General features: G+C 71.3%; 17 protein-coding genes and 1 pseudogene. 11 read left to right on the top strand and 7 right to left on the bottom strand.

Features of this window, described 5'->3' with window-relative positions; genetic code table 11:
- Positions 1–54: 54 nt before the first annotated feature.
- Positions 55–822, bottom strand: a complete 768-nt coding sequence (locus tag ACYUD3_RS06665) for a DUF4142 domain-containing protein (RefSeq protein ID WP_470965136.1) — start codon at positions 820–822, stop codon at positions 55–57.
- Positions 823–1,094: 272 nt separating this feature from the next.
- On the opposite strand from ACYUD3_RS06665, the gene ACYUD3_RS06660 reads away from it, so the two are divergent.
- The 4 genes from ACYUD3_RS06660 (at position 1,095) to ACYUD3_RS06645 (ending at position 6,090) form a co-directional block, all read left to right on the top strand.
- The gene (locus ACYUD3_RS06660; RefSeq protein WP_470965133.1) at positions 1,095–2,036 is read left to right on the top strand and encodes a hypothetical protein; all 942 of its coding nucleotides are present in this window, start codon (positions 1,095–1,097) and stop codon (positions 2,034–2,036) included.
- Positions 2,036–2,437 (top strand): hypothetical protein, encoded by a 402-nt coding sequence (locus ACYUD3_RS06655; RefSeq protein ID WP_470965130.1) that lies wholly within the window; start codon positions 2,036–2,038, stop codon positions 2,435–2,437. Before ACYUD3_RS06660 ends, ACYUD3_RS06655 begins: the two co-directional genes overlap by 1 nt.
- A gap of 111 nt (positions 2,438–2,548) precedes the next feature.
- A complete protein-coding gene (locus ACYUD3_RS06650; RefSeq protein ID WP_470965127.1) occupies positions 2,549–3,259 on the top strand; it encodes a DUF6445 family protein in 711 nt (236 codons plus the stop codon).
- A gap of 512 nt (positions 3,260–3,771) precedes the next feature.
- Entirely contained in the window at positions 3,772–6,090 is a 2,319-nt protein-coding gene (locus ACYUD3_RS06645) for an ATP-binding protein (protein WP_470965124.1), read from the top strand.
- Positions 6,091–6,386: 296 nt separating this feature from the next.
- Here the strand turns inward: ACYUD3_RS06645 and ACYUD3_RS06640 are convergent, their stop codons facing one another.
- Positions 6,387–8,468 carry an InlB B-repeat-containing protein gene (locus tag ACYUD3_RS06640; protein ID WP_470965121.1) on the bottom strand — a complete coding sequence of 694 codons (2,082 nt, stop codon included), beginning with the start codon at positions 8,466–8,468 and terminating at the stop codon, positions 6,387–6,389.
- A 185-nt stretch (positions 8,469–8,653) separates the two neighbouring features.
- Here ACYUD3_RS06640 and ACYUD3_RS06635 point away from each other — a divergent pair, with 185 nt between their 5' ends.
- A complete protein-coding gene (locus ACYUD3_RS06635; protein WP_470965115.1) occupies positions 8,654–9,406 on the top strand; it encodes a G1 family glutamic endopeptidase in 753 nt (250 codons plus the stop codon).
- Between the two features lie 54 nt (positions 9,407–9,460).
- Here the strand turns inward: ACYUD3_RS06635 and ACYUD3_RS06630 are convergent, their stop codons facing one another.
- Positions 9,461–10,306 carry a M23 family metallopeptidase gene (locus ACYUD3_RS06630; RefSeq protein ID WP_470965109.1) on the bottom strand — a complete coding sequence of 282 codons (846 nt, stop codon included), beginning with the start codon at positions 10,304–10,306 and terminating at the stop codon, positions 9,461–9,463.
- A gap of 183 nt (positions 10,307–10,489) precedes the next feature.
- Here ACYUD3_RS06630 and ACYUD3_RS06625 point away from each other — a divergent pair, with 183 nt between their 5' ends.
- Positions 10,490–11,149 carry a hypothetical protein gene (locus ACYUD3_RS06625; RefSeq protein WP_470965104.1) on the top strand — a complete coding sequence of 220 codons (660 nt, stop codon included), beginning with the start codon at positions 10,490–10,492 and terminating at the stop codon, positions 11,147–11,149.
- Between the two features lie 93 nt (positions 11,150–11,242).
- On the opposite strand, the gene ACYUD3_RS06620 is transcribed toward ACYUD3_RS06625, so the two are convergent.
- Together ACYUD3_RS06620 and ACYUD3_RS06615 are read right to left on the bottom strand one after the other, a co-directional pair.
- Positions 11,243–12,235, bottom strand: coding sequence for a glycoside hydrolase family 26 protein (locus ACYUD3_RS06620; protein ID WP_470965100.1), 993 nt, complete (start codon positions 12,233–12,235; stop codon positions 11,243–11,245).
- A gap of 100 nt (positions 12,236–12,335) precedes the next feature.
- Positions 12,336–12,812 (bottom strand): GNAT family N-acetyltransferase, encoded by a 477-nt coding sequence (locus ACYUD3_RS06615; RefSeq protein ID WP_470965097.1) that lies wholly within the window; start codon positions 12,810–12,812, stop codon positions 12,336–12,338.
- A gap of 358 nt (positions 12,813–13,170) precedes the next feature.
- On the opposite strand from ACYUD3_RS06615, the gene ACYUD3_RS06610 reads away from it, so the two are divergent.
- The 5 genes and pseudogenes from ACYUD3_RS06610 (at position 13,171) to ACYUD3_RS06590 (ending at position 22,253) form a co-directional block, all read left to right on the top strand.
- Positions 13,171–13,902 carry a hypothetical protein gene (locus tag ACYUD3_RS06610; RefSeq protein WP_470965095.1) on the top strand — a complete coding sequence of 244 codons (732 nt, stop codon included), beginning with the start codon at positions 13,171–13,173 and terminating at the stop codon, positions 13,900–13,902.
- A 238-nt stretch (positions 13,903–14,140) separates the two neighbouring features.
- On the top strand, positions 14,141–16,243 hold the full coding sequence (locus ACYUD3_RS06605; RefSeq protein WP_470965091.1) for a protein kinase domain-containing protein: 2,103 nt from the start codon (positions 14,141–14,143) through the stop codon (positions 16,241–16,243).
- A 539-nt stretch (positions 16,244–16,782) separates the two neighbouring features.
- A pseudogene (locus tag ACYUD3_RS06600) lies at positions 16,783–17,340 on the top strand (serine/threonine-protein kinase); the annotation flags it as partial.
- Positions 17,341–17,517: 177 nt separating this feature from the next.
- Positions 17,518–20,028 carry an ABC transporter substrate-binding protein gene (locus ACYUD3_RS06595; RefSeq protein WP_470966052.1) on the top strand — a complete coding sequence of 837 codons (2,511 nt, stop codon included), beginning with the start codon at positions 17,518–17,520 and terminating at the stop codon, positions 20,026–20,028.
- A gap of 92 nt (positions 20,029–20,120) precedes the next feature.
- On the top strand, positions 20,121–22,253 hold the full coding sequence (locus tag ACYUD3_RS06590) for a TerD family protein (protein WP_470965085.1): 2,133 nt from the start codon (positions 20,121–20,123) through the stop codon (positions 22,251–22,253).
- A gap of 12 nt (positions 22,254–22,265) precedes the next feature.
- On the opposite strand, the gene ACYUD3_RS06585 is transcribed toward ACYUD3_RS06590, so the two are convergent.
- Complete coding sequence (locus ACYUD3_RS06585; RefSeq protein ID WP_470965079.1) at positions 22,266–23,720, bottom strand: HAMP domain-containing sensor histidine kinase; 1,455 nt, start codon at positions 23,718–23,720, stop codon at positions 22,266–22,268.
- A complete protein-coding gene (locus tag ACYUD3_RS06580) occupies positions 23,717–24,451 on the bottom strand; it encodes a response regulator transcription factor (protein ID WP_470965077.1) in 735 nt (244 codons plus the stop codon). The genes ACYUD3_RS06585 and ACYUD3_RS06580 overlap by 4 nt, the downstream gene beginning before the upstream one ends.
- Positions 24,452–24,469 lie beyond the last annotated feature (18 nt).

Genomic DNA, 24,469 nt, shown 5'->3' with positions numbered 1-24,469 from the left:
GAACGCTGTCAACTCGGCTTATTAGAAAGGGAGTTGACGGTACTTCAGCTGGGGTCAGCCGCCGTTGCCGCCGTTCGCCTGCGGGTTGGACGTCACCCCCGCCTTGGCTCCCGCGATCTTGTCGATGTCGACCGGCGTGGAGGTCGCGGTCGGCGGCGGGGTCAGGACGAGCACCTGCTGGCCGGGTACGCCGGCCGGCGGGGTCATGTCCGACGCCGGCAGCTTGGGCGGGGTGGTCTGCTGGAAGATCGTCTGGTCGATGTCGACGAGGCCGGTCTGCTCCATCACCGTGATGTGGTCCAGGACCGTGTCGTTGGCCTGGTCGGCGAGCGCGCGCACCAGGGTGTTCTTGGTGGTCGAGCGGATCTTCGCGACGGTGTTGAAGATCGAGCCGTGCGTCTGGCGCAGGATGTTGGCGAAGTCCCGGTCGAACTGCTCGCCCTTGCTGTCCGAGGCCAACTGGTTGACGAAGCCGACCTGTTGGGGGCTGGCGAGGTTGGGCAGCGTGACGTTCAGCATCGGGGCGATCTTGCGGCAGGTGGTGTCGAGGGCGGCGTGGCCGTCGATGAGGTGCTGACTGGCGACGATGACGCCCTGGCTGCTGCCTTTCTGCACCCCCATCTGACCCACCGGGTACTCCCACAGCCCCGCCGCGCGCACCTTCACCACGAAGTCCCGGTCGTCCTCCGTCAGCGGGCCCCACTGCGTGTTGGCGATCACTCTCGCGCCCGCCGTCGAGGCCGTGCTGACTCCCAGCATCGACGGGTACGCGAGAGCGGCGAGGGTCATGCTCAGGGCTCCGCCCACGAACAGTGTTCCCATCGCATTGCGAGAAAAGCGCACCGTGCCTCCTGCCCGGTCGGGTAGTCCGCCGTAAGGAGTTGGCGGGGTCGGACGCACAGGAGTACGCATGCGGCGGGTCCATTGACTCACCTGTGCGGGCAAAAAGTTGGCGGGCGGGGCTTTTGGGGGGCGGGGGAGGGGGGTTGACCAGGCCTGTAGTCCGTACGCATATGCCCGTGTCCTCCGGTGGGGGGTGCTCGTTGGGGGTGTGACAGGAGGGGGAGATGATGGTCGGACCTACACACGAGAGCATGCATCAGGTTTTCCAGAAGGATCCTGAGCTGCTGACGCGGGCCTGCGAGAAGGTGCTGCGGGTGGCGTTCCCGAAGCCCAAGGAATTCGCCGTTCTCAACGCGGACGTGACCGAGATCCAGCCGTTGGAGCGGCGGGTCGACACGTTGCTGAGGGCGAAGACGGAGGACGGCAGCAGTTACCTGCTCGTCGTCGAGGCGCAAGGGAAGCCGGACGAGGGGAAGAAGCGCAGCTGGGGGTACTACCTGGCGTATCTGTACGCCAAGTACGGCTGGGAGCCGCTGCTGATCGTCGTCACCCAGGAGAAGCGGACCGCCCGGTGGGCGGAGGAGCCGATCCGCCTGGGGCTGCCGACGTGGCACTCCCTGACGGTACGGCCGATGGTGCTGGGGCCTCATAACGTCCCCAGGATCACGGACGTCAACACCATGCTGGAGGACATGCCGATGGCTGTCTTCTCCGTCATGGCACATGGCCGGGGTGCTGACGCGGACGCCATACTGGAACCCCTGGTGGCCGCCATGAAAACCGTCGATCCCGAGATCGCAGTGATCTACGTGGAGTTCGTCGAATCGTGCCTGGTGGACGCCGAGGCGCGGAAGAAATGGAGGGAAATGATGACGCAGGTCAACTACTTCTTCAAGAATCCCGTGGCGCAGCAGGTGCGGGAGGAGGGCCGAGAGCAAGGCCGGGAGGAGGGCCGGGAGGAGGGCCGGGAAGAGGGCCGGGAAGAGGGCTTGGAGGAGGGCGAAGAGCTGGGCGTCTTCAAGGGCAAGGCCCAGGCGGTCCTGGAGCTTCTCGAACTGCGTGGCTTCGACGTGTCCGAGATCGTCCGCGAACGCGTGATGGCGTGCCAGGACCTCGGACTGTTGAGCAAGTGGCTGGGGCGGGCGATGAGCGTGTCGGCCGTCGAGGACGTGTTCGGGGAGCCCGGGAGCTGATGGAGGCGGACGGGGAGTTCGTCTTCAAAGGGTGGGGGTACGTCTTCAAGAACCCCGCCGCCCAGAGGGTGTGGGAGGAGAAGGGGTACCGGCTGAAGTACTCGTCGGCGTACGCGGAGTACTTCGAGCAGGGATTCGAGCAGGGATTCGAGCAGGGATTCGAGGAAGGGTACGAGCAGGGATACGCGGAAGGGCTCCGGAAAGCGGCGGCTGAGGTTGTGCTCGTGATCCTCGACCACCGAGGCTTCGGCATCACGGACTCCATCCGTGACCGCGTCACCACCTGCCAGGACCTCGACCTCCTGGAGCTGTGGAGGAGAAGGGCGGTGGAAGCGTCCGACGCAGACAACCTGTTCGCCGACCCCCCACCCCCCAACACCCCCGTCCCCACCCCCAATTGACACCCCCTTGACCGGGTCGACCAACCCTTGACCCGGTCGAGCCGCATTCCTGGGGCAACGCATAGAAAAGCGCGGGCGAGCTGGGGCTTACCCGGGTCTTACATTCGGCGCATGCCCCCACATCCGCGTGTTGTCCACCCCCAGTTCAGGCGGTCCGCCGCCCCCGCCTTGCCGGTGCTGCCCTATCGGAAGCCCACGAAGGGGCGGGACTACTGGGTCATCGATGATGTGCTGCCCGATGCGGATGCCGTGCGGGAGCGGTGTCTGAGGAAAGAGGATTGGGTTCGGGGGTATCCGTACACCTCTGAGACCTGGCCGGGGCTGCGCGCCATGCCGGGGCTTGAAGCCGGAGAGCTTGCCCGCGTCGAGCGAGTCGTCAAACAGGCCATCGGGGTCAAGGAGTTGTGGGTTCAGGAGGCCCCCGGCGGCGGCACCCTCAATCACAACTGCGTGCAGGTCGTCGGCGAGGGGGAGAGCACCCCCCGGCCCCACACCGACTCCCGCGCCCTCTGCCGCTACGCCGCCGTCCTCTACCTCAACCCCGGCCCGGTCCCCAAGGATTGCGGCACCAGTTTCTACCGGCAGTCCCTCCCCGGCGGCCGGCTCGGCGGGAACGTCGTACAGGCCCCGCACAACAACCTCGTCGAAGCCCTAGGCACCCGCTTCGTCGCCCCGGACGCCTTCGAGGAGGACGTCAGCGTCCCCCACAAGTTCAACCGACTGCTCCTGTACAACGCCAACATCGTGCACAGCGCGACGGGTTACTGCGGCACCACGCTGGAGGACAAGCGCATGACGGCGGTCTTCTTCTGGATGGCCTGATCAGCCGCGAGCCGCGAGCCGCGAGCCGCGAGCCGCGAGCCGCGAGCCGGAAGCCGGAAGCCGCGAGCCGGAAGCCGGAAGCCGGAAGCCGGAAGCCGTGAGCCGCAGTCGTGAGCCGCAGCTGCGAGCCGCGAGCCGCCGCCCCAGCCCTCAGCCCCCAGCCCGCGCTGCCCCCTCCCCCGCACACCCCCGTCATCCCCGCCCCAGCCCTAGCCCGCGCCCCATCCCCGCACACCCCCTCACCCCCGCGCCACCCCGCCCCCCACACCCCCCATCACCCCCCATCACCCCCCACGCCGCCTCCCCCCCCACACCCCCACCCCCCTCACCCCTCGCACAAACCTTCGCCCCCCATCCCCAACCCGAGTGATACCTACGCCATCTCGCGCCATTCACGCTCGGCACCCCACTGCTTACGCTGTGATGAGTCAAGCTCGACGAACAGGCGCCGCACGGCGGACGGTTGGCGGCGGGCGGCAGGCAGCGGGTGCCAGGCGGACGCGGGGGACTGTATGGGATTCGGGTTCGGGCAGCGGCGAGGCGGTCAACTTCCCGTGGAGATCACGAGCTTCGTCGGCAGGACGGACGAACTCGCGCTGATCAAGGACGCGTTGACCCGCGCCCGGCTGATCACCCTCGTCGGCCCCGGCGGCGTCGGCAAGAGCCGTACGGCGCTGCGGGCGGCCGGCGCGGCGGCGGCGCGGTTCGCCGATGGGGTACGGCTGGTGGAGCTGTCGGCGCTGCACGACCCGGAGTTGGTGCCCGCGACCCTCGCCGGGGTGCTGGAGCTGCCCGAGCAGCCGGGGATGACCGCGCTCGACGCGGTCGTCGAGCAACTGCGCGACCGGCGGACGCTGTTGGTGCTCGACACCTGCGAACACCTCGTCGACGCCTGCGCGATGCTCTGCGACATCCTCCTGCGCGAGGCCCCGGGGCTCAGCGTGCTCGCCACCAGCCGCCAGCCCCTGGACGTCCCCGGCGAACACTGCGTCCCCCTCGCCCCACTGCGCCGCGAGGACGCGGTCGACCTGTTCACCCAACGGGCCGCCCTCGTCACCAACGGCACCACGCCGAAAGACAAAGACAAGGACAAGGACACCGAGGAGTACGACCACGTCCTCGCCCTCGTCGACCGCCTCGACGGCATCCCCCTCGCCCTCGAACTCGCCGCCGTCCGCCTGCGCGCGGTCCCCCTCGCCGAACTCGTCGCCCGCCTCGGCCGGCGCTTCGAGGTGCTGACCGGAGGCCGCCGCACCGCCCTCACCCGGCACCAGACCCTCCGCACGGCCATCGACTGGTCCTACGACCTCTGCACCCCGCAGGAACGCCTGCTGTGGGCCCGACTCTCGGTGTTCGCGGGGTCGTTCGAGCTGTCGGCCGCCGAACTCGTCTGCGGCGGCGGCGAGTTGCCGCAGGGCGAGGTGGTCGAGGCGCTGATCGGGCTCGTGGACAAGTCGGTCGTCCAGCGCATCGGCGAGGACGGCGGCCGGTACCGGCTGCTGGACACCATCCGCGAGTACGGCGCCGGGCGGCTCGGGCAACCGGACGAACTCGCCGTCCGCGCCCGGCACTTCACCCACTACGAACGGCTCGTCGGCCGCTTCTGGGACGAGTTCCTGAGCCCGGCCCAGGTCGCCCTGCACCGCGCCGTCCGCGAGAACATCGCCGATATCCGCGCCGCCCTGGAGTACGGCTGCGCCACCGGCGAACGCGCCGTCGAGGCGCTGTGGACGGCGACCAGGCTCGGGCCCTACTGGCGGGCCGCCGGCACCCTCTCCGAGGGCCGGCACTGGATCGACAAGGGGCTCGCGCGCACCCCGCAGGACTGCCCCGAGCGGGCCTGGGGGCTCCAGATGACCGGGATCAGCGGGGTCTGGGCCGCCGATCTGGAGACCGCGCTGGAGCGGTTCCCGCAGGCCTACGAGGTGGCCCGGCGCTGCGGAGAAGAGCGCGTCGCGCTGTCCGCCGAGGCGTATCTCGGGGCGATGACCGCGTTCGGCGGCGCCGTCGAACAGGGGCTCGCTGAGGTCGAGTCGGCCCGGCTGCGCATCCTCGACTCCGGCGACGGGCTCGCCATCGGCGTCATCCATTACGAAGCCGCCCTGCTGCGGGCCGTGTTCGGCGACACCGACGGGGCGCTGCGGCTGTGCGAGACCGGTCTGGCGTACCTCGAAGGGCGTGGCGAACGGCAGTTGTACGCCTCCACGCGCGCCGCGCAGGGCATGATCCTCACCCTCGCGGGGGCGCACGAGGAGGGCGCCGAGTCGCTGCGGCTCGGGCTCGAGGCCGCCGGGGAGATAGGGGAGGTGCTCGTCGCCGGGCTCGCCTGCCTCGGCCTCTCCTGGCATGCCGCGCTGCACGAACGGCACGTGCGCGCCTGCTGGTTGATGGGGTACGCCGAACACGCCCGGCGGCTCGGCGGCGACCCCGTCGCGCTGCTGCCCCGGCTTCTTGAAGAGCAGGAGTCCGCGCAGAAGGCCGTGAAGGCGGCGCTGGGCGCGGAGTTGTTCGAGCGGTGGCGGGAGGTGGGCGCGCGGCTCTCCGGCCGCGAGGTCCTCGAAGCGGTCCGCGCCGACGCCGACGTACCCCTGCCGCAGCCATCAACTCCCCAGCAGCCAAAGGCCGTTACGAGCGCCCGCGCCCGGTCCGCCGACGCTCTCACCCGGCGGGAGCGCGAGGTCGCCGCGCTCGTCGCCCAAGGGCTGTCCAACCGGGAGATCGCCGAACGCCTCGTCATCTCCAAACGGACGGTCGACGCCCACGTCGAGCACATCCTGGCCAAGCTGGGGATCACCTCGCGTACGGACATCCCGGCGACAGCGGGTCCCTGAGCCCGCCTCGAACACCCCGGACACCCCGCCCCCGCATACGTACGCACCCCACTCCCCGCCCCCAACTCCAGCTAGGTGTACGCATCTTCGCCCCGCCCCCTGCGCCCCCGCGCCCCCGTGCGGCAGCCTGTCCGTTGTCGCCCGGGGAGCGGGAGGCGGGTGCCGACAGGCTGTTATCCCCACGGCCACTGTCATGGCATGGCACCCGGCCCGCTCCCCCGGCGACACTGCGGGGCTGCCCCTGGTCGGCGGGGCAGCCCCCACAGACAGCCCCTTAAGAAGACCCCCCAACTCCCTTACTTCTTGCGGAACTTAGCCGTCAGCTTGTGGCTGTGCCCGTCCGCGAACGACACCAGCGCCGCCCCCGCCGGAGTCCCCGAATAGGCCCGCCCATCGAGATACCACCCCTCCAGCACCTGCCCCTCCCCCGCCCGCGCGGTCACGATCGCCGTGTCCCCGGTGGCGTACTTCCCCTCGCGGGCCGGTGTCAGCGTCCCGTGGCCGTGGGCGCACAGCTCCAGATGATGCTCACGCGGCGCGAACACCGCTTGCAGACCTTGGTCGTTGACACCGACCCGCACCCCGACTCGCGACAGGTCACCGGCGTAGTTCCCCCCGCTCAGCTTCCACCCCGCGAAGCTCCACCCGGGCTCGGGGACGGCCTCGTACAGCAACTCCGTGCCGACCAGGGACGAACCAGCCGCCGCCGACTTCTTCGCGGCCGTTTTGACCTTGCCGCCGCCGGACGTCGTGGTGGTGACCTTCGCCGTGGGCGTGGCCCCCTTCTTGAAGACCGCCTGCAAGGTGTGGTCGGCGCTGGTCACGACCGGGATGCGGGTGCTCTTGGACGGCTGCGCCCTGCCGTCGAGGACCCAGTGGTCGAAGACGTAGCCCTGGGCCGGGGTCGCCGTGAACCAGGCGGTGGCGTTCTGGGCGTAGGGGCCGGGGGTCTCGGCGGTGACCGTGCCGGAGGCGCCGGGGGCGACCGAACTGGTCACCGAGCAGAGGGAGTTGTCGGTGACGGCCGTGCGATAGGCGGCGACCGCGCGGCCGTTGGCGCCGAGGACCTTCGCGGAGTCCGCCGAGCCGGCCTGCGTGAGCGGCCTGCCGAGCGGGATGCCCCGGTAGTTCTGGGCGGAGTTGGAGAAGCGGTTGACCCGGCCGCAGGTGCCCTTGGTCGTCGTGCGGCAGCTGGACTCGTACGCCATCAGCGTCGAGAACTCGCCCGCCTTCGGGAAGTAGCCGCTCGCGCCGTTGTCGGGCTGGGCGGGGTCGGTCGTCCAGTCGTGGTTGGAGCCGAGGTTGTGGCCGATCTCGTGGCCGAAGGAGTAGTTGGCGATCGCGGACTGCGCGACGACCGTGTATGCCCACTCCGACCAGGCCGGGCCCGGCGGGTTCGGGATGTAGCCGATGCCGCCGGCCGCCGTGCCGCCCGCGACGACGCTGACCTGGTCGGCGCCGTACTGGTCGCGCAGGGCCGCGAGGTTGTCGGCGACCCCGTCGTTCTTCTGCGCGAACGCGGCGAGCGCGGCCGGGGTGACGGCGTCGTACGCGGCCGGGACGCTGACCGGGGTGGTGTGCACGAGCCGCAGCCGTACGGCGATCCCGCTCGTGGCGAAGGCCTCGTTGGCCAGGGAGACGCCCTTCACGATCTGGGCGCGGATCTGGCTGTCGCTGCCGGCCTCGGCGAGCGCCTTGGGCGTGTACGCGACGAGGGTGTCGACCACGGCGATGCCGTCGCTGCCCTTGCACTTGGCGCGGGGAGCTTTGCGGGCCTTCGTGTGCGGCGCCGGATTCGGTACGCGCGGCGGTGTCACGCGGTGCTCGTCCTCGTCGGTCAGCGGGGTCGTCTCGGCGACCAGGACCTTGCCGGGCCCGGTCGGCGTGATGTCGAACAGGGCGCCGCCCAGGGCGAATTGGGCGCCGAGGAACGCGTTGCCCGGCTTGCCGTCGCAGCCGCCCTCCAGGGTGACGAGGACGGTCTGGTCGGTGGTGCCGGGGACCGCGCCGTGCCAGAGCAGCCGCCCGTCGACGGTCTCGCGGCCGGTCTCGACGGCCTTCACCAGCACGTCGTCGAAGAGCGGGAAGCGGACCTCCTGGCCGGGGCGGGTGGGCCCGCAGATCGGCTTCAGGGCGGACTCGCGGACGGTCCCGGCGCGCTGGCGGACGGTCCGGCCGGGGACGGCGGCGGCTGCGGCGGCGGCGCGGGGGGTGGAGGAGGGGGTGACGACGTCGGCGGGCGCCGTCCGGTCGTACGCGAGGGCGTCGGCCGCCGGCTCGTACGCGAAGGCGCCGGCCGCCGGTGTGAACCCCGTGGCTCCCAGGACGGCGAGCGCCGCGCAGGTCGCCCAGGGTCTGAGTCGTGCAGGTCTGGTCATGTCATGCCTCTCTCTGATCACCCCCGGACAGCGGCCCCCGCCCCTCATTCCCCACAGGTGTGACCGCCCGCCCGCACGATCACCCGTCGGACGTCCCCCCGTTCACCCGTCAGGTCGCGCCCGAGCGGACCAGTGGCCGGTGTGGCGGCGGAAAGTTGACTGACCGTCAGTTGATCATTCGACGTATGCGTACAAAAAGACGATTCGCGGTGCTCGGCGCGCTGTCCTGCGCCGCCCTGATGGTGATGGGCCCGACCGCCGAGGCCGCCGCCTGCACGGCCCCGCAGGGCAACTGGACCGGCTGGCAGCTCAACGGCGTGCACACCGGGGTCCGCGCCCAGTGGCGGGTGCCGACCGCCGACTGCTCCGCCGCCACCGGCAACCGCAACGGGCTGACCGACGAGTGGATCGGGTTCGGCAGCGGCGACAGCTGGAAGGACCCGCTCAACCAGATCGGCACCAGCGTCGAGTGCACCGACGGCAGGGCGTCGTACTACGCCTGGTGGGAGCAGTACCCGGCGAACTACGTGACCGCCAAGAACACGATCCGCCCCGGGGACGTCATCCAGGCGAGCATCAGCAAGATGCCGGGCAAGCAGGACTACTCGATGTTCATCAAGGACGTCACCCGTGACTGGTGGCAGACCGTGCACGTCTCGGGCCCCTCCAACGGCACGCAGGTCGAGGTCATCACCGAGATCCACGACTGGGGCGCGGCCGTCACCAACGGGGTCGAGTACGACTACGTGAACGTCGACAACAAGCCGTTCGCCGGCTACAAGGGCGCGTACCTGTACTCCGCCCAGTTCGGCGGCGTCTGCGTCAACACCAGCATCAGCGGGACGACGACGCTGCTGACGCCGACGAAGAAGACGCAGGTCAGGTCGGTCGGACGGGACGCGGTCATCCGCCCGGGGAACGATCGCGGGCGCCCGTAAGGAATGAAGGCGCCCCGCGCGGACCAGCGCGGGGCGCCTCGGCGTACGGGGACGTCAGCGCACGACCCGCACGTCCTTCCGCTTCAGCCAGCTGACCGGCTGCACGGCCGACCCCAGGTACGGCGTGATCCGCACCTCGAAGTGCAGATGCGGTCCGGTGACGTTGCCGGTCGCGCCGGACAGGCCGATGCGCTGGCCCGCCGCGACCCGCTGCCCTTTGCGGACGTCGATGCGCGAGAGGTGCGCGTACTGCGTGAAGTAGCCGTCGCGGTGCCGGATCAGGATCTGGTTGCCGAACCCGTCCCCGCAGGTCGTCACCCGCACCTCGCCTGGCCCGACCGCGTACACGGGCGTCCCCTTGGGCACGGCGAAGTCCTGCCCGGTGTGCCGGTGCTTCCACCGGCTGCCCTTGGCGGCGTACCCGGCCGACAACGCGTACGACCGGGTCGGCGCCGTCCAGTGGGAGACGGCGCGCGGCGCCGCCGTGCGCGCTCCCCGGGGGCAACCGGCGCCGCTGCCCGAGGGGTTGACGGCCACCGGGTCGTGCGTGGCCTTGCCGTGGGCGCGCAGCATGTCCCACAGGCGGCTGCGGATCTTCAGCCGGTCCCGTTCGGCGGCCCGGATCACCGAGGCCTTGGCGCCGGACTTGCGCAGGGCCGCCACGTGCTTGCGGGCCCGCTCGTGCTCCTGGACGAGCTGGGCGGCGCGGTCGTAGACGGAGGCGCGCAGGCGGGCGGAGTGGGGGAGGCCGGTGGCGTCGTAGGGCTGGGTGAGCCCCAGGGCTCCTAGGGGGAACGTTTCGCTGTCGGCGTGCGCCGGGACGGCGGTGAGGGCGACCAGGAGGACGGCGCCGGCCGCGGCCCCGAGGCGCGGGATTCGCAGATCGTGTTCTCGTCGCATTGTCCGGATCATCTGCGTACGGTCCGCCACCTGAACGGAGCGACAGCCCCTCGCCCCGGTCATTCGCCCGGATGGCGTCAGCCGCGTGGCCCAAGCGGGCGCGCCCGCCGGAATGTCGGGAGGGCCCGGCGGGCGGGGCGTGCTGCCATGAGCCCCGTGCCCGTACGGAAAGGACCCCCCACCGTGACCTCTGGTCTGCGTCTGTCGCGTATCGCCCTCGTCCCGGCCGCCGTCTGCCTCGCCCTCCTCCAGCCGGTCACCGCGGCGGTCGCCGACGGGCCGGGCAAGAGCGGCGCCGACGCGGCCGAGGCCGAGGCCGGCAAGAAGGCCGCCCCGCCGATGTCCATCGAGATCAGCGACGGCGTCGACAAGGCGGACCGGGGCGACAAGCTCGCGTACCGGATCATCGTCCACAACCAGGGCGGCGAGGAGCTGAAGAACCTCCGCGTCGAGCAGCACGTCCCCGACACCGCGGGCCGCCCGGAAGCCTCGGAGGGCGGGAAGGTCGCCGAGAACGGCCTCATCAGCTGGACGGCGGACGTGAAACCGCAGGCCAAGGCCGAGTTCACCGCGCGGATCGAGCTGGGGAAGACGGACAAGAAGGCGCTGCGGATCGCGAGTACGGCCTGTGCGTTCCTCGACGGGGCGAAGGCGCCGACGGTCTGCGCGAGCGACCTCGACACGCTGCCCGGCGGGGCGGCGGGGGCGGAGGGGGCGGCGGCGAAGGCGTCGGCGATTCCGTTGAGCGGGACGAATCTGGCGTTGGGCGGGGCGGTCGCGGCGGCGGGGGTCGCGGGGGTGGCGGTGTTGGCGGTGCGGCGGCGGCGGGGGCGGGCGTCTTAAGGGGGCGTCTTAGCGTCTTAGCGTCTTAGGGAGGGCAACCTCTGTGCAGCTCCCCGGAGTTGGCCTTGTGCGGCCGTCCGGGGAGTCGCTGTTTCAGCGGGCCCTGCCCACCAACGACCGGTATACGGCAGAGGACTTCGGATTGGCGCGGCACCTCCACACGCCGTGCGGGCAGTAGTCGCTGATCGTCTGGTACATCGGCCGCTGCCGCCCCATCCACTCCAACATGCCCCGCACATAAGCCGGGTTGTCGCCGTTCTCGTAGAGCCCCCACTCCGGGTAGGCGATCGGTTTGCGGTGGGCGCGGGCGAAGCGGACGTGCTCTTTGAGGCCGTAGGGCTCGTCGCGCTGCATGGCGAAGGTGAGGCCGCGCGGGGAGTCGTAGGCGTCCATGCCGATGACGTCGACGTACCTGTCCCCCGGGTAGCAGCGGGGCCAAGGGATCGCGTCGCGGCCCCTGTTGGGGGTGAACTCGAAGCGGAAGCGCTGGCCGGGGGCCTTGCGCATGGCGGTGACGATGCGGATCCAGTAGCGCTTCCAGGAGGTGGGGTCGGGGCCGCAGCGGTGGGTGTAGGTGATGCCGTTCATCTCCCAGCCGAGGACCAACACGGTGTCGTTCAGGCCGAGTTGGACCAGGCGGGCGGCGAGGGCGCGGAAGTGGGCGTCGTAGGAGCCGCGGGCGCCCTTGGCGAGTTCGGCGCGTACGGCGCTGTCGGGGAGGTGGGCCTCGTTGCGTTCCAGCAGGGGGACGTTGAGGACGAACAGCCGGTCCGCGCGGGCCTTGCGCCAACTCGCCCAGTTCTTCAGGTAGTCGGGGGCGCCCTCGATGTTGCTCCAGCGGTCGCCGGGGAGGTAGGCGTGGCCGACGCTGGCTTTCTTGTTCTTGCCGAGCCAGGTGTCGAGGCCGGAGATGAGGCTGACGCCGTCGCTGCCGTAGCCGACGTACGCGCCGAACTTCACCGGCCGGGGCGGCGGTCCCGCGGCCGGCGGGGTACCGCGCACGGGCACGCAGGAGGGGGCCGCGACGAGGGCCAGGGTCAGGAGGGGGAGGAGGGGGAGGAGGAGGGCACGCAGAGGGGATGACACAGCGGGTCATCATCGTGGGGGGTGGGGGGTGTGGGTGGCGGACTCGGGGGTGAACCACTCGGACCGGGGATGTGGAGTGGGTGGCTTGGGGGAAGGGGGGTTATCCTGCGGGCCGCATGAGGAAGACGTCCACCTCGTCCTCGTTCTCCAGCTTGAATCCGTGCCGTTCGTACAGGCGGCGGGCGGGGCTGCCTTGGAGGACGTTGAGGCGGATGGGGCGGGTGGTGTCCGCGAGGAGCTTCGTGAGGAGCTCGGAGCCGATGCCCTGGCCTTGGAGGTCGGGCGAGAGGTAGAAGTGCTCCAGCCAGTCCGCGTCCCCTTCTCCGGCGGCTCCGGCATCTTTGGCCGGCCGCAGGGCCACGCAGCCCGCGAAGGCCCCCTCGACCTCGATGACCTGCGTGTACGCGGGCTGGAACCCGTCCCGGAACCGTTGCCGCACCCGCTGCTCGTCGTACCGGCCGAGCCGCTCCAGATCGGGGCGCATGACGACGGCCCGCAGCTCGGCGATGGGTTCGGCGTCGGCGGGGGTGGCGGGGCGGGTCGTCCAGCGGGCCCTTCGTATGGAGCTTCTTGTCACGAGATCACCCTAACCATGCAACACACACAGGAAATCGCCGGATGTCACCTACACTCGCTCCCGTTCTCGGGTGATCAACTGTTCGGCCGACCGGTCAGCCGCTCGGCCGGCCGATGTGCGGCGGGGGTGACGTTCTGTGCTGAACGTGCTTGCAGACGGGGGGAGTTGGCGGGGCGCGAGGGGGCGCGGCGCTGGCTGGAGTGACGTGAGTCGGAGTGGCGCGGGTCGGCGTGGCGCGGGTAGGAGTCGCGCTGGCTGGAGTGGCGCGAGCCGGCATGGCGCGAGCCGGTTCGGCGCGGGTCGGTTCGGTGCGAGCCGGCGTGGCCGGGCGCCGGCGGCCCTGCTCGCGGTGGCCTGCGTGCTGCTGGCGTCGGCCTGTTCGGGAGGCGGTGCGGCGGACGACGACACGGCGCCGGCGCCGCAGCCGTCGTCCCCCTCCCCGTCGGTGACCCTGCGCAGCACGATCACTGGACCCCAAACCCCGTCCGCCGCCCTGGAGTTGGCGCAGGCGGTCGCGTCGGCCCCGGACGCCTACGGCCCGGCGTTCGTGAAGCGGCAGCCGTACGAGAGCGACCCCGCGGAGTGGCCGCAGCTCGGCACGGACTGTGTCTGGACACTCGCGGACCGCCCGGCGGACGTCCTCGCGACCCTCACCCGCTACAGCCGCCAACCTCCGGCGGCCGGCAAGGGCGAGATACGCGTGGCCGCGACGGTCACCGTCCACCGCACCCCCGCCCAGGCCGACTGGGAGATGGCGCAGACCTTGGAGGAGGTGCTGCGCTGCCCTGACCAGCAACTCCGGGCGACGGAACGGATCAGCGGCCTGAACTCGGTGGGTTCGGGCTACGGCACGAACGGCAACACCAGCGCGGACGACTACCTGGTGGAGGTCGGCCAGTTCACCGCCCCGGCACTGGGCAGCCAGCCGACCTTCTACGCCTGGAGCCAGTCCCGCCTGGGCCCGGTGACGCTGGCGGTGGCGTTGGAGGGCGGCGCGGGTTACGACCAGAGCGAGCTGCTCACGATCTCGGCGAGGGCGATGGCGGGGATGCAGTCGGCGGTCAACTCGCGGGCGGGGGGCCGGAAATGAGAACTCTGCTGTGCGGGAGCCGCTTGTTGTGCGGGAGGCCGAAGGCGGGCCGCTTGTTGTGCGGGGCGCTGGAAGCGGGACGCCCGTTGTGCGGGGGGCCGGAAGCGAGCCCCTTGCTGTGCGGGGCGCTGAAAGCGAGCCCCCTGCCGCCCGGGACGCCTGATGCGAGCCCCCTGCCGTCCGGGAGGTCGCGAGTGATGCGCCGCCCGTCCCCCAACCCCCTTGCCGGGAGCCAGAAGTGACGTCCCCCCTGCACCCCACCGACCCCTCCTTCCTCGGCGCCCACCGGCTCCTCGCCCGGCTCGGTGCCGGCGGCATGGGTGTCGTCTACCTCGCCCGCGCCGAGAGCGGCACGCTCGCCGCGTTGAAGGTGATCCAGAGCGAGTACGCCGACGACGATGACTTCCGCGCCCGTTTCCGCCGCGAGGTCCGTGCGGCCGGCCGGGTCGACAGCCCCTGGGTCGTCAAAGTCCTCGCCGCCGACACGGACGCCGAACAACCCTGGCTGGCAACGGAGTTCGAACCCGGCCCACCCCTCGCGGAGGCGATCGCCGCGTACGGCCCGCTGCCCGGCCGGTCGGTGCGGCTGCTGGGCAAGAAGCTGGCCCGCGCCCTGGCCGCCGTACACGAGGCCGGCCTGATCCACCGGGACGTCAAGCCCGGCAACATCCTCCTCGCCGCCGACGGCCCCCGCCTGATCGACTTCGGTATCGCGCGCGGCACCGACGACACGGCGATCACCTCCGCCGACCTGATCGTCGGCACCCCCGGCTTCCTCGCCCCCGAGCAGGCGACCGCCGACGGCGCCCAACTCGGCCCGGCCAGCGATGTGTTCGCGCTCGGAGTGGTCCTCGCCTACGCCGCCAGCGGCCGCCTCCCCTTCGGCACCGGCACCACAGAAGCCCTCCTCTACCGCACCGTCCACGACGCCCCCGACCTCAGCGGCATCGCCGACGACGAACTGACCGCCGTCCTCCTGCGCTGCCTCGCCAAGACCCCGGCCGACCGCCCGACCCCGGCCGAACTCGACGCCGCACTGGTCGAGGACACCCCGGACGACAGCCCCAACTGGCTGCCCGAGGACGTCGTACGGCTCGTCGCCCGCCGCTCGGCGGAGACGCTGGCGCTGCCGGACGTCCAGCAGACGGTCGTAGCTGAACTCCCTTCCTCCCGGCGGAAGTTCCTGCTGCTCGGGGTCGGGGGTGCGGCGCTGCTGGCGGGTGGGGGCGGGGCCGCCGTGTGGGCGGTCGCCGGGCGGTCGTCGGGGTCCAGGGGGCCGTCGTACGCGATCGGGGTGCAGGGGGATCTGCGGCAAGGGGCCGCCGGGCGGGCGCAGTTGGAGGGGGCGCGGCTGGCGGTGGCGGAGTTCAACCGGCGGAAGGATCGGCCGTTCGAGCTGCGGGTGCGGGAGGGGGACGACCGGGGGGACACGGCGACGGCGCCGGAGGTTGCCCGCCAACTCGCCGCCCACGACGACGTATTGGCGGTCATCGGCAGCAGCACCGACGCCACGACCGCCGCCGCGCTGCCCGTCTACGATGCCGCGCTCCTGCCGGTGATCAGCATGTCGGCGGGCCAGAACCTGACCCAGAACGTCCGCTCGTTCCTGCGGGGGCGTCCGCTGCACAATCAGGTCGCGATGAAGCTGGCGTTTCAGTTCGAGGCGGTGAGTGCTGCGGCGCCGGTGGGGTTGTTGCTGGACCGTGCGGGTGGGGACATGGCGTGGATGACGGTCGAGATGGTGAACCTCATCGTGCGCCAGTACGGGGGCGTGACGCATCCGAGGGTGCTGCCTGCCGGGGCTCAACTGGCGCCGGTGATACGGGAGATGACGGGGGCCGGGGTGAAGGGTGTGGTCTACGCGGGCCCGCTGTCGGGCGCACTCCAGGCGGCGCGCCTGCTGAGGGACTTCAAGGGCCCGAAGTACGCGACGGAGCCGGCCCTGGACGCGGCTTTCGCGGCGGAGCCGGCGGCGGAGGGCTGGACGGTGATAGCGAGCGCGACCTCCCCGAGCGCGGCTCCTGTGAAGTCCTTCGCGGAGTCATTCCGGGACCGTTACGACAAACGCCCGCCTTTCTGGGCGGCGGAGGGCTACGACGCGGCGGGCCTGCTGATAGAGAAGCTGACCGCTCTCGGGGCCACTCCGACGAGGGCGACGGCCCTGAAGGCGCTGAGGGTGGCCAAGTACAAAGGCATAACAAGGGAGTTCAGCTTCGATTTCACCAACTACGGTCAGCCGGTGCTGCTGACGCCGGCGAGCTTTGTGCATGAGGTGAGGGAGGGGGCGTTCCGGTATGCGGGGGCGGCTCCGGACAAGGCGCCTCAGCCGAAGGGGAGTTGAGGGGATGGGGGGTTTGCGTGTGGACGGCTCGGAGAGGGGGGCGGGGATCGGCGGGGGTGGCTTCCGCCGGGGCCGCGTTTCCGTAGGGGGCCTGGGGTTGGTGTGCGGGGCGAGCGTGGGCGGTTTCTGTTGCGCGGGGTCGGCTCTGGGCAAGGTCTCTCGGCCGGAGGTGGGTGTGGGTGGTTTCTGCTGTGCGGGGTCAGCGCCGAGAAAGCTTCCGCAGCCGAGTGTGGGTGTGGGTTGCTTCTGTTGTGTGGGGTCGGTTCCGGGCATGGTCTCGCGGTCGGAGTTGGGTGTGGGTGGCTTCTGTTGTGTGGGGTCGGTCCGGGTCGAGTTGCCGCGGTCGGAGTTGGGTGCGGGTGGCTTCTGTTGTGTGGGGTCGGGCCCGGTCGAGTTGCCGCGGCCGGAGCTGGGTGCGGGCTGCTTCCGCTCTGCGGGGTCGGGCCCGGTCGAGTTCCCGCAGCCGGAGCTGAGTGCGGGCTGCTTCCGCTCCGCGGGGTCGGGCCCAGTCAAGTTCTCGCAGCCGAAGGTGAGTTGAGATGCGCCCCCTCCGTGTCGACGATCCCGAGACTGTTGCCGGGCATCGGCTGCTGGCTCGGATCGGGGCCGGTGGGATGGGTGTCGTCTATCTCGCCCGTACCTCCGGCGGCGCCCTCGTCGCGCTCAAGCTCATCCAAGCCGTCCACGCCGCCGACCCCGCCTTCCGGGCCCGGTTCCGGCGGGAGGCCGAGGCCGCCGCCCGGGTCGACTCCCGCTGGACCGCGCCGGTCACCGCCGCCGACCCGGATGCCCGCGAGCCGTGGATCGCGACCGCCTACATCCCGGCGCCCTCCCTGGCAGAGGTGGGCGTCCTCCCGCCGCGCGCGGTGCGGGCGCTGGGCGCACGGCTGGCGGAAGCGCTGGCCGCCGTGCACGAGGCCGGCCTGGTCCACCGGGACGTAAAACCGGCGAACGTCCTCCTGTCACTGGACGGCCCCCGCCTGATCGACTTCGGCATAGCCCGAGTCTCCGGCGCGACAGCCTTGACGGCGACGGGTTCGGTGATGGGCTCACCGGGCTATCTGGCACCGGAACAGGTCACGGGCGGGGCGGGCGGGGCGGCGAGGGGGCGGGGTACGCCCAGGGCTACGCCCCCGGACCAGCCCACCGCCCGTGCCGCCACTTCCGCCGCTGAACAGCCGCCCGCCCCGGAGCAGTCCACAGACCGAGCCGGCGCCCCCGCCTCCGCCCCGGACCAGGCCACCGCCCACGCCGTCACTTCCGCCGCCGAACGGATGCCCGCTCCGGAGCAGTCCAGCGGGCACGCTGACTCGCCCGCCCCCGAGCAGGTAACGGCGTGGCCGGGCGGGCCTGTGCGGGAGTGGGGTACGGACAGGCCTGCCGCCTCTGTCCCGGGCCAGGTCACCGGTCGCGCCGCTTCTTCTGCCGCTGAACGGACGTCTACTTCCGAGCAGAGCGTCGGGCGCGCTGCCTCAGCTCCCGAGCAGGTCGCGGCCTGTGTGGATGGGCCTGTGCGGGAGCGGGGTACGGACAGCCCCGCCGCCTCTGCCCCGGACCAGACCACCAGCCGCGCCGCCTCCTCTGCCGCCGAACGGACATCCACTCCCGAGCAGAGCACCGGGCGTCCCGCCCCCGCCCCCGAGCAGGTCCCGGCCAGCGCCGCCCCTCCCGCCCACGAACAGCTTTCCGCCCCCGCCAACTCCCTGCCTCCCGAGCAGCCCACCCCCCAAGCCGACGCCCCTGCCCTGGGGCAAGGCCGCGCTGGCTTCCCAGCTCCGGAGCGGCCCCCTGCTCCCGAGCAGCCCACCCCCCAAGCCGACGCCCCTGCCCTGGGGCAAGGCCGCGCTGGCTTCCCAGCTCCGGAGCGGCCCCCTGCTCCCGAGCAGCCCACCCCCCAAGCCGACGCCCCCGCCCTGGGGCAAGGCCGCGCCAGCCCCCCAACTCCCGAACAGCCCCCCACCCCCGAGCAAGCCACCGCCCCCACCCCCGCCACCGACATCTTCGCCCTAGCCGCAGTCCTCGCCTACGCCGCCACCGGCCGCCCTCCCTTCGGTACCGGACTCCCCGTAGCCGTGGTCTACCGGACCGTCCACGCCGCCCCCGAACTGGACGGCATCGCTGACGACGCCCTGCGGGAACTCCTCCTGCGCTGCCTCGCGAAGAACCCGGACGAGCGGCCCTCGATCAGTCAACTCCGTTCGGAGCTCGGGGAGTTCGAGGACGACGCGTGGATGCCGGAGGGGTTGGCGGCGATCGTGGCCGCACGTTCGGCGGAGGCGCTGCGGGTGCCGGAGCCGCCAAGGAAACCTAAGCCGCAGCAAGCCCCCTCCGCGCGCCAAGCCTCCTCCGCGCGCCAAGCCTCCCCCGCGCGCCGAGCACTCTCCATGCGCCGAGCACCTTCCGTACCCCCAGCCTCCTCTCCGGGCCACGCCCCTTCTCCGGGCCAAGCCCCCTCCATGCCCCAAGCCTCCCCCGCGCGCCGAGCACTCTCCACGCTCCGAGCCCCCTCCGCACCCCCGGCCTCCTCCCCACACCCATCCCCTTCCCCGCGCCAAGCCCCCTCCCTGAACCCTGGCTCCTCCCCGCCCCCAACCCCCTCCCGCCGCCGCATACTCCAACTAACCGCAGCCGCAGCCGCCGCAGCCGCAACCACCACCGCCGCCTGGTGGACCTGGCGGACCCAACACCAAGCACCCCCCACCCCCCTCCCCACCCACACCATCGCCCTCCAAGCCGACCTCGCCGGCGCCGGCCCAACCGCCCCCCTCCGCCAAGCAGTCGAACTGGCGATCGCCGACCACAACCGCACCACGCACCGGAAGTTCGACCTCGCGCTGGTGGTGCGGGACGACAGGGGATCAGCGGTCAAGTCAGCAGAAGCAGCCAGGGAGTTGGCCGCCGATCCAAAAGTGGTCGCCGTCCTCGGCCCCACCTCGGACACCACCGCCCTCGCCGCCCTCCACACCTACCGCACCGCCCAAATGCCCCTCCTCACCGCATGGGCAGGCACGGAGAAGCTGTACGTCGACGACCCGGCCGCCTCCCCGACGGTCTTCCAGACCCACCAGATGGACGTCAACTTGGCCATCCCGCTGGTGAGTTACCTCACGACCAACCACCCGGCGAAACACACGGCCCTCATCGAGGACGAAAACACCCAGGACTACAGCTGGCGCCTCGCCAACTCCCTCTCCCAGTCGCCCCCGGCATCAGGGACGACCCTCCGCTACAAAGTCCCGGCGAACTCAACGGACTTCACCACCCCCGCCCGAGCGGCGACAACCGCAGGCGCAGAGGCGGTGATCTACTGCGGCGCGAACCCCCTGCGGGCAGCAGCCTGCGCCCAGGCGCTACGAGCCGCCGGCTTCACCGGAATCGCGGCGGCCACAGAACCCACCCTGACCCCCGACTTCCTGAAACAGGCAGGCGCCACGGCGGAAGGCTGGCTCTTCTCCTCCACCTTCGTGGACCCCACCCAACTCCCCACAGCCACAAGCTTCGTGACCGCCTACAGGGCCCGCACCCACACCACCGCGATCCCCCAGGGCACGGCAGAGGCCTACGACCTCCTGACCCTGACCGCCCAGGCCCTCACGAAGACCAGCCCCCTGAACCGAGGCACCCTGGCCCACCAACTCCGCACGCTCAGCTACCGAGGCATCACCCGCACCTACGCCTTCGACGGCAACTCGGGCACGGTGAACCTGAATTCGGGGCTGTTCCTGTGGCGGATCCGCGCCGGGAAGCCCGTTTTCCTCGGGCGGTACCAGGACGTCAGGGCATAGGCGTTTTCGGAAGATCGCCCCGAACTCCACTGATCGCGCACTAGAATTCCACTGCGCGTTCGCTTCCGCGCACATCACATTTGGGGGGCCAAGTGCGTGAATTACTCAAAGGCGGCAACGTAGCGCTCGCCGAACTCAGCGACAGCGCCGACGCGTTGGTGGTGAGCCTGGGCTGGGAGAGCCCGACCGGCGAGGGGGACGCCGACGTCTCCGTACTGCTGCTCGGCGCGGACGGGAAAGTCCGCAGCGACGCCGACTTCTGTTTCTACAACAACCCGGTGGCCGCCGACGGCGGAGTCCAACTCCTCGGTAAAACACCGGTAGGTGAGGGCAGCGAGGACCGCATCGGCTTCGACCTCACCGCGATCCCGCCCGCGGTGGAACGTCTCGTCATCGCCGCGAGCCGCTACGAGGCCGCGAGCTTCGCCGAGTTGGAGGAACTCCGGGTCACCCTCGCCGACAGCTCCGGCGAGCACCTCCTCAACTTCACGATCCCCGCCCCCGGCCCGGTCAGCGCCCTCATCTTCGGCGAGCTGTACCGCCGTTCGGGCGACTGGAAGTTCCGCGCGGTGGGCGACGGCTACGACAGCGGCCTCGCGGGCCTCGCGGCGGACTTCGGGGTGGACGTCGAGGACGAAACGGAGACGACAGCGGCGGCGGCATACGAGGAAGTCGATGAGCCGTCAAATGACCTCACCTATACGTCAGTTGAAGCCACCCGAGCTCCCGGACAAGCCCTCCCCGACGCCGACGCCGACGCCGACGCCGACGCCGACGCCGACCCCGGCTCCAACCCCGGCTCCAACCCCGATACCGTCCCCGCCCCCAACCCCACCCCCGAACACCCCCTCCCCCCAACACCCCCCAAACGCCCCCGCACCACAAAAAAGAAAGTCACCCTCCCCAAGTCCCCCAAGAAATCCCTCGCCGACAACGACTCCTGGTCCCCCTCCCGCCTCTTCCCCGTCTCCGCCCTCAAAAGCGACCGCGACCGCGAGACCCGCGCGACCTCCGTCCTGCTCGCGGTGATGGCCCAGATCCCGGAGTTCGGCAGAAGACTCACCGCCGCGTTCGGCGCGCCCGCCGGCCGGATGGAGACGTTCGCCGAAGTCTCCCTCCCGCACGGCGAATCCCCCCGCCGCCCCGACGGAGTCATCCGCGTAGAGCGCGCCGGCAAACTGTGGACGGCCCTGATCGAGACGAAGACGAACGGCAACGCGCTGAAGGCGGAACAGGTCCAGGCGTACATGGACATCGCGGCGCGCCGGGGCTACGAGGCGGTGATCACGCTCTCCAACGACGTTGCGCTGGAAGGGAGTCCACTGGTCGACGTACGCATCGACGGCCGCCGCAAACACAAGGTCGCCCTCCGCCATCTCTCCTGGGCCGAAGTCGCCCAGCAGGCACAGCTGTTGATCCGGCACGAGGGGGTCGGCAACAGCGCGCACGCCTGGCTGCTCCAGGAGTTGCTGCACTACCTCCAGCACGAGAACTCCGGCTGCCACGGCTTCCAGAACATGGGCGCGGCGTGGGTGCCGGTGCGCAAGGGCATCGAGGACGAGACGCTGGTGCCCGGTGATCCTCGCGCGCTGGAGGTCGTGGAGAGCTGGGAGCGGCTGATCCGGCAGGTCTGCCTGGGGCTCGGCGGCGAGCTGGGGGAGAAGGTGCTGCCGGTGCAGCGGGCCCGGCGCGGCGGCGACCCGGGGGCGCGGCGGGCGCGGATGGCGGAGCAGCTGTGCGCGGACGGGCGGCTGGCGGCGGAGCTGCGCGTCGAGGGCGCGCCGGGTGTTCTCGGGGTGACGGCGGATCTGCGGACGAGCCGGCTGCGGACGTCCGTCGAGATCCCCGCCCCCGACCGGGGTTACCCCCTCAGCGCGGCGAAACGCCTGATCAGGCGGCTGGCGGAGGCGCCGGCCGACCTGCACGTGGAGGCCCTGGTCGAGGGCGACCGGCCCGGACCCCGGGGCACCCTCGAACGCCTGCGCCCCGAACCCGCCGACCTCCTCCCCGCCGACGGCACGAAGATCACCGGCTACCGCCTCTCCCTCCTGAAGAGCATGGGCAGCGGCCGGGGCAACGCCGAGACGGGTTTCATCCGCAGCGTCGACGACGCGGTCCAGCGCTTCCATACGACGGTACTGGCCCACTTGGAGCGCCCGCCCGCCAAAGAAACGCCCGCCAAAGAAACGCCCGCCAAGGAGGAGGCCCAGTCAGCCGTCGGCTGACCCCAACTCCCGCTAAGCCCCCGGCGTCTCCGGCGGCGGCACCGGCGCCCCCGGCAGCCGTACCGTCGCCACCGTCCCACCCCCGCCATCCGAAGCCCGAGCCAACCGCACTTCCCCACCCGCCTGTTCAACAGTCCGCGCCACGATCGACAGCCCCAGCCCAGACCCAGGCAGCGCCCGAGCCGACGGCGACCGCCAGAACCGGTCGAACACGTGCGGGAGTTCATCCTCCGGGATACCAGGACCGTGATCGCGGACCGTCAGCACACCCCCGGCCAACGACACCTCGACCGTCCCCCCTTCAGGACTGAACTTCACAGCGTTGTCAAGGATGTTGACGACCGCCCGCTCCAGCGCCGCAGGCTCCGCCCGCGTGTACCAGGGCTCCAGCTCCGCCGTGATCGTCAGCTCGGGCCCGCGCAGCCGCGCCCGCCGCAGCGCCGATTCCACCGTGTCCTCCAGCGCGACCACCTGCACCCGCTCCCCGCGCTGCCCCTCGGACCGGGACAGCTCCTGCAAGTCGCCGATGAGGGAGGCGAGTTCGGTCATCTGGGCCTTGACCGAGGCCAGCAGCGCCTTGCGGTCGGCCGGCGGGATCGGGCGGCCAGTCTCCTCGCTGCGGGTCAGCAGCTCGATGTTCGTACGGAGTGACGTCAGCGGGGTGCGCAGCTCGTGGCCGGCGTCGGCGATCAACTGCTGTTGCAGCTCACGGGAGTTGGCGAGGGACGCGGTCATCGAGTTGAACGACCTGGAGAGGCGGGCCACTTCGTCGTCGGACTCCTCCTCCACCGGGATGCGGATGTTCAAGTCCTCGGTGCGGGCGACGTGTTCGACGGCCTCCGTCAGTTTGTCCACCGGGCGCAGGCCCGCGCGGGCGACCGCCAGGCCCGCCGCGCCGGCGCCGACCACGCCCACGCCGGAGACGAGGAGGAGGATCAACGCGAGGTCGTTCAGGGTGCTTTGGGTGCCGTTCAGCGGGACGGCCGCCATCAGGCCGACGTTGGGTCCGGCGGCGCCGGTCTCCGTCTTGGTGGCCAGCGGGCGCAGCACCACGCGGACCGGAGTGCCGTCCGAGGCCGTGCCGTTGCGGAAGTAGATCTTCTGCGTGTCACCGCTCTTGATCTTGGACCGGTCCTCGTCGGTGGTCTTGATGACGCCCGCCGAACCGGAGTTGACGCACACCTTGCCGGCCGAGGTGACGACCTGCGAGTAGTTGTTCTGGCCGAAGGACAGGCCCTGCGGGGTGCTGGAGCAGGAGTCGATCGCGTTCTGCGCCTGCTGGATCTGCCCCGGGCGCTGCATACTGCGTTCGAGGTCGTTGTTGAGCTGGTCGTACAGCTTGCCCTGCACGATGAACCAGCAGGTCACCGAGACCGCCGCGACCGCGAACGCGACCGCCGCCGCGACCAGCAGCGACAGCCGGGTTCTGATCGGGAGGTTGCGGTAGCGGCGGAGCAGGCGGTTCACTCCGCGCCGCCCTGCCGCAGCACATACCCCACGCCCCGCACGGTGTGCACGAGCCGGGGTTCGCCGGCCGCCTCGGTCTTGCGGCGCAGGTACATGACGTACACATCAAGGGAGTTGGAGGACGGCTCGAAGTCGAAGCCCCAGACGGCCTTCAGGATCTGCTCGCGGGTGAGGACCTGGCGCGGGTGCGCCATGAACATCTCCAGCAGCGTGAACTCGGTGCGGGTCAGCTCGACCTGTCGTCCGGCGCGGGTGACCTCGCGGGTCGCGAGGTCCATCCGCAGATCGGCGAAGGTCAGCGCCTCGTCCTCCTCGACGGCGGCGCCGGCCGCCGCCGCGTAGGAGCTGCGCCGCAGCAACGCCCGTACGCGGGCGAAGAGTTCGTCGAGTTCGAAGGGTTTGACGAGGTAGTCGTCGGCGCCCGCGTCCAGGCCCGTGACGCGGTCGCCGACCGTGTCGCGCGCGGTCAGCATCAGGATCGGGGTGGTGTCCCCGGCGCCCCGGATGCGGCGGGCGGCGGTGAGGCCGTCCATGCGGGGCATCTGGATGTCCAGGACGATCAGGTCCGGCCGGTACCCGCTCGCCTTGTCCAGCGCGTCGGCGCCGTCGACCGCGACCTGGGTGCCGTAGCCCTCGAAGGCGAGGCTGCGCTGCAAGGCCTCCCGTACCGCCGGCTCGTCGTCGACGATCAGGATGCGCTGGGTGTCACGGTCGCCATCGGCGGGGCTCATGGGCTCGGTTCCTCGGGT

It is taken from the genome of Streptomyces sp. AMJ-169 (assembly GCF_055597585.1).
The sequence above is the reverse complement of the archived record's forward strand: the minus strand, read 5'-3'. Positions and strand labels throughout refer to the sequence as shown.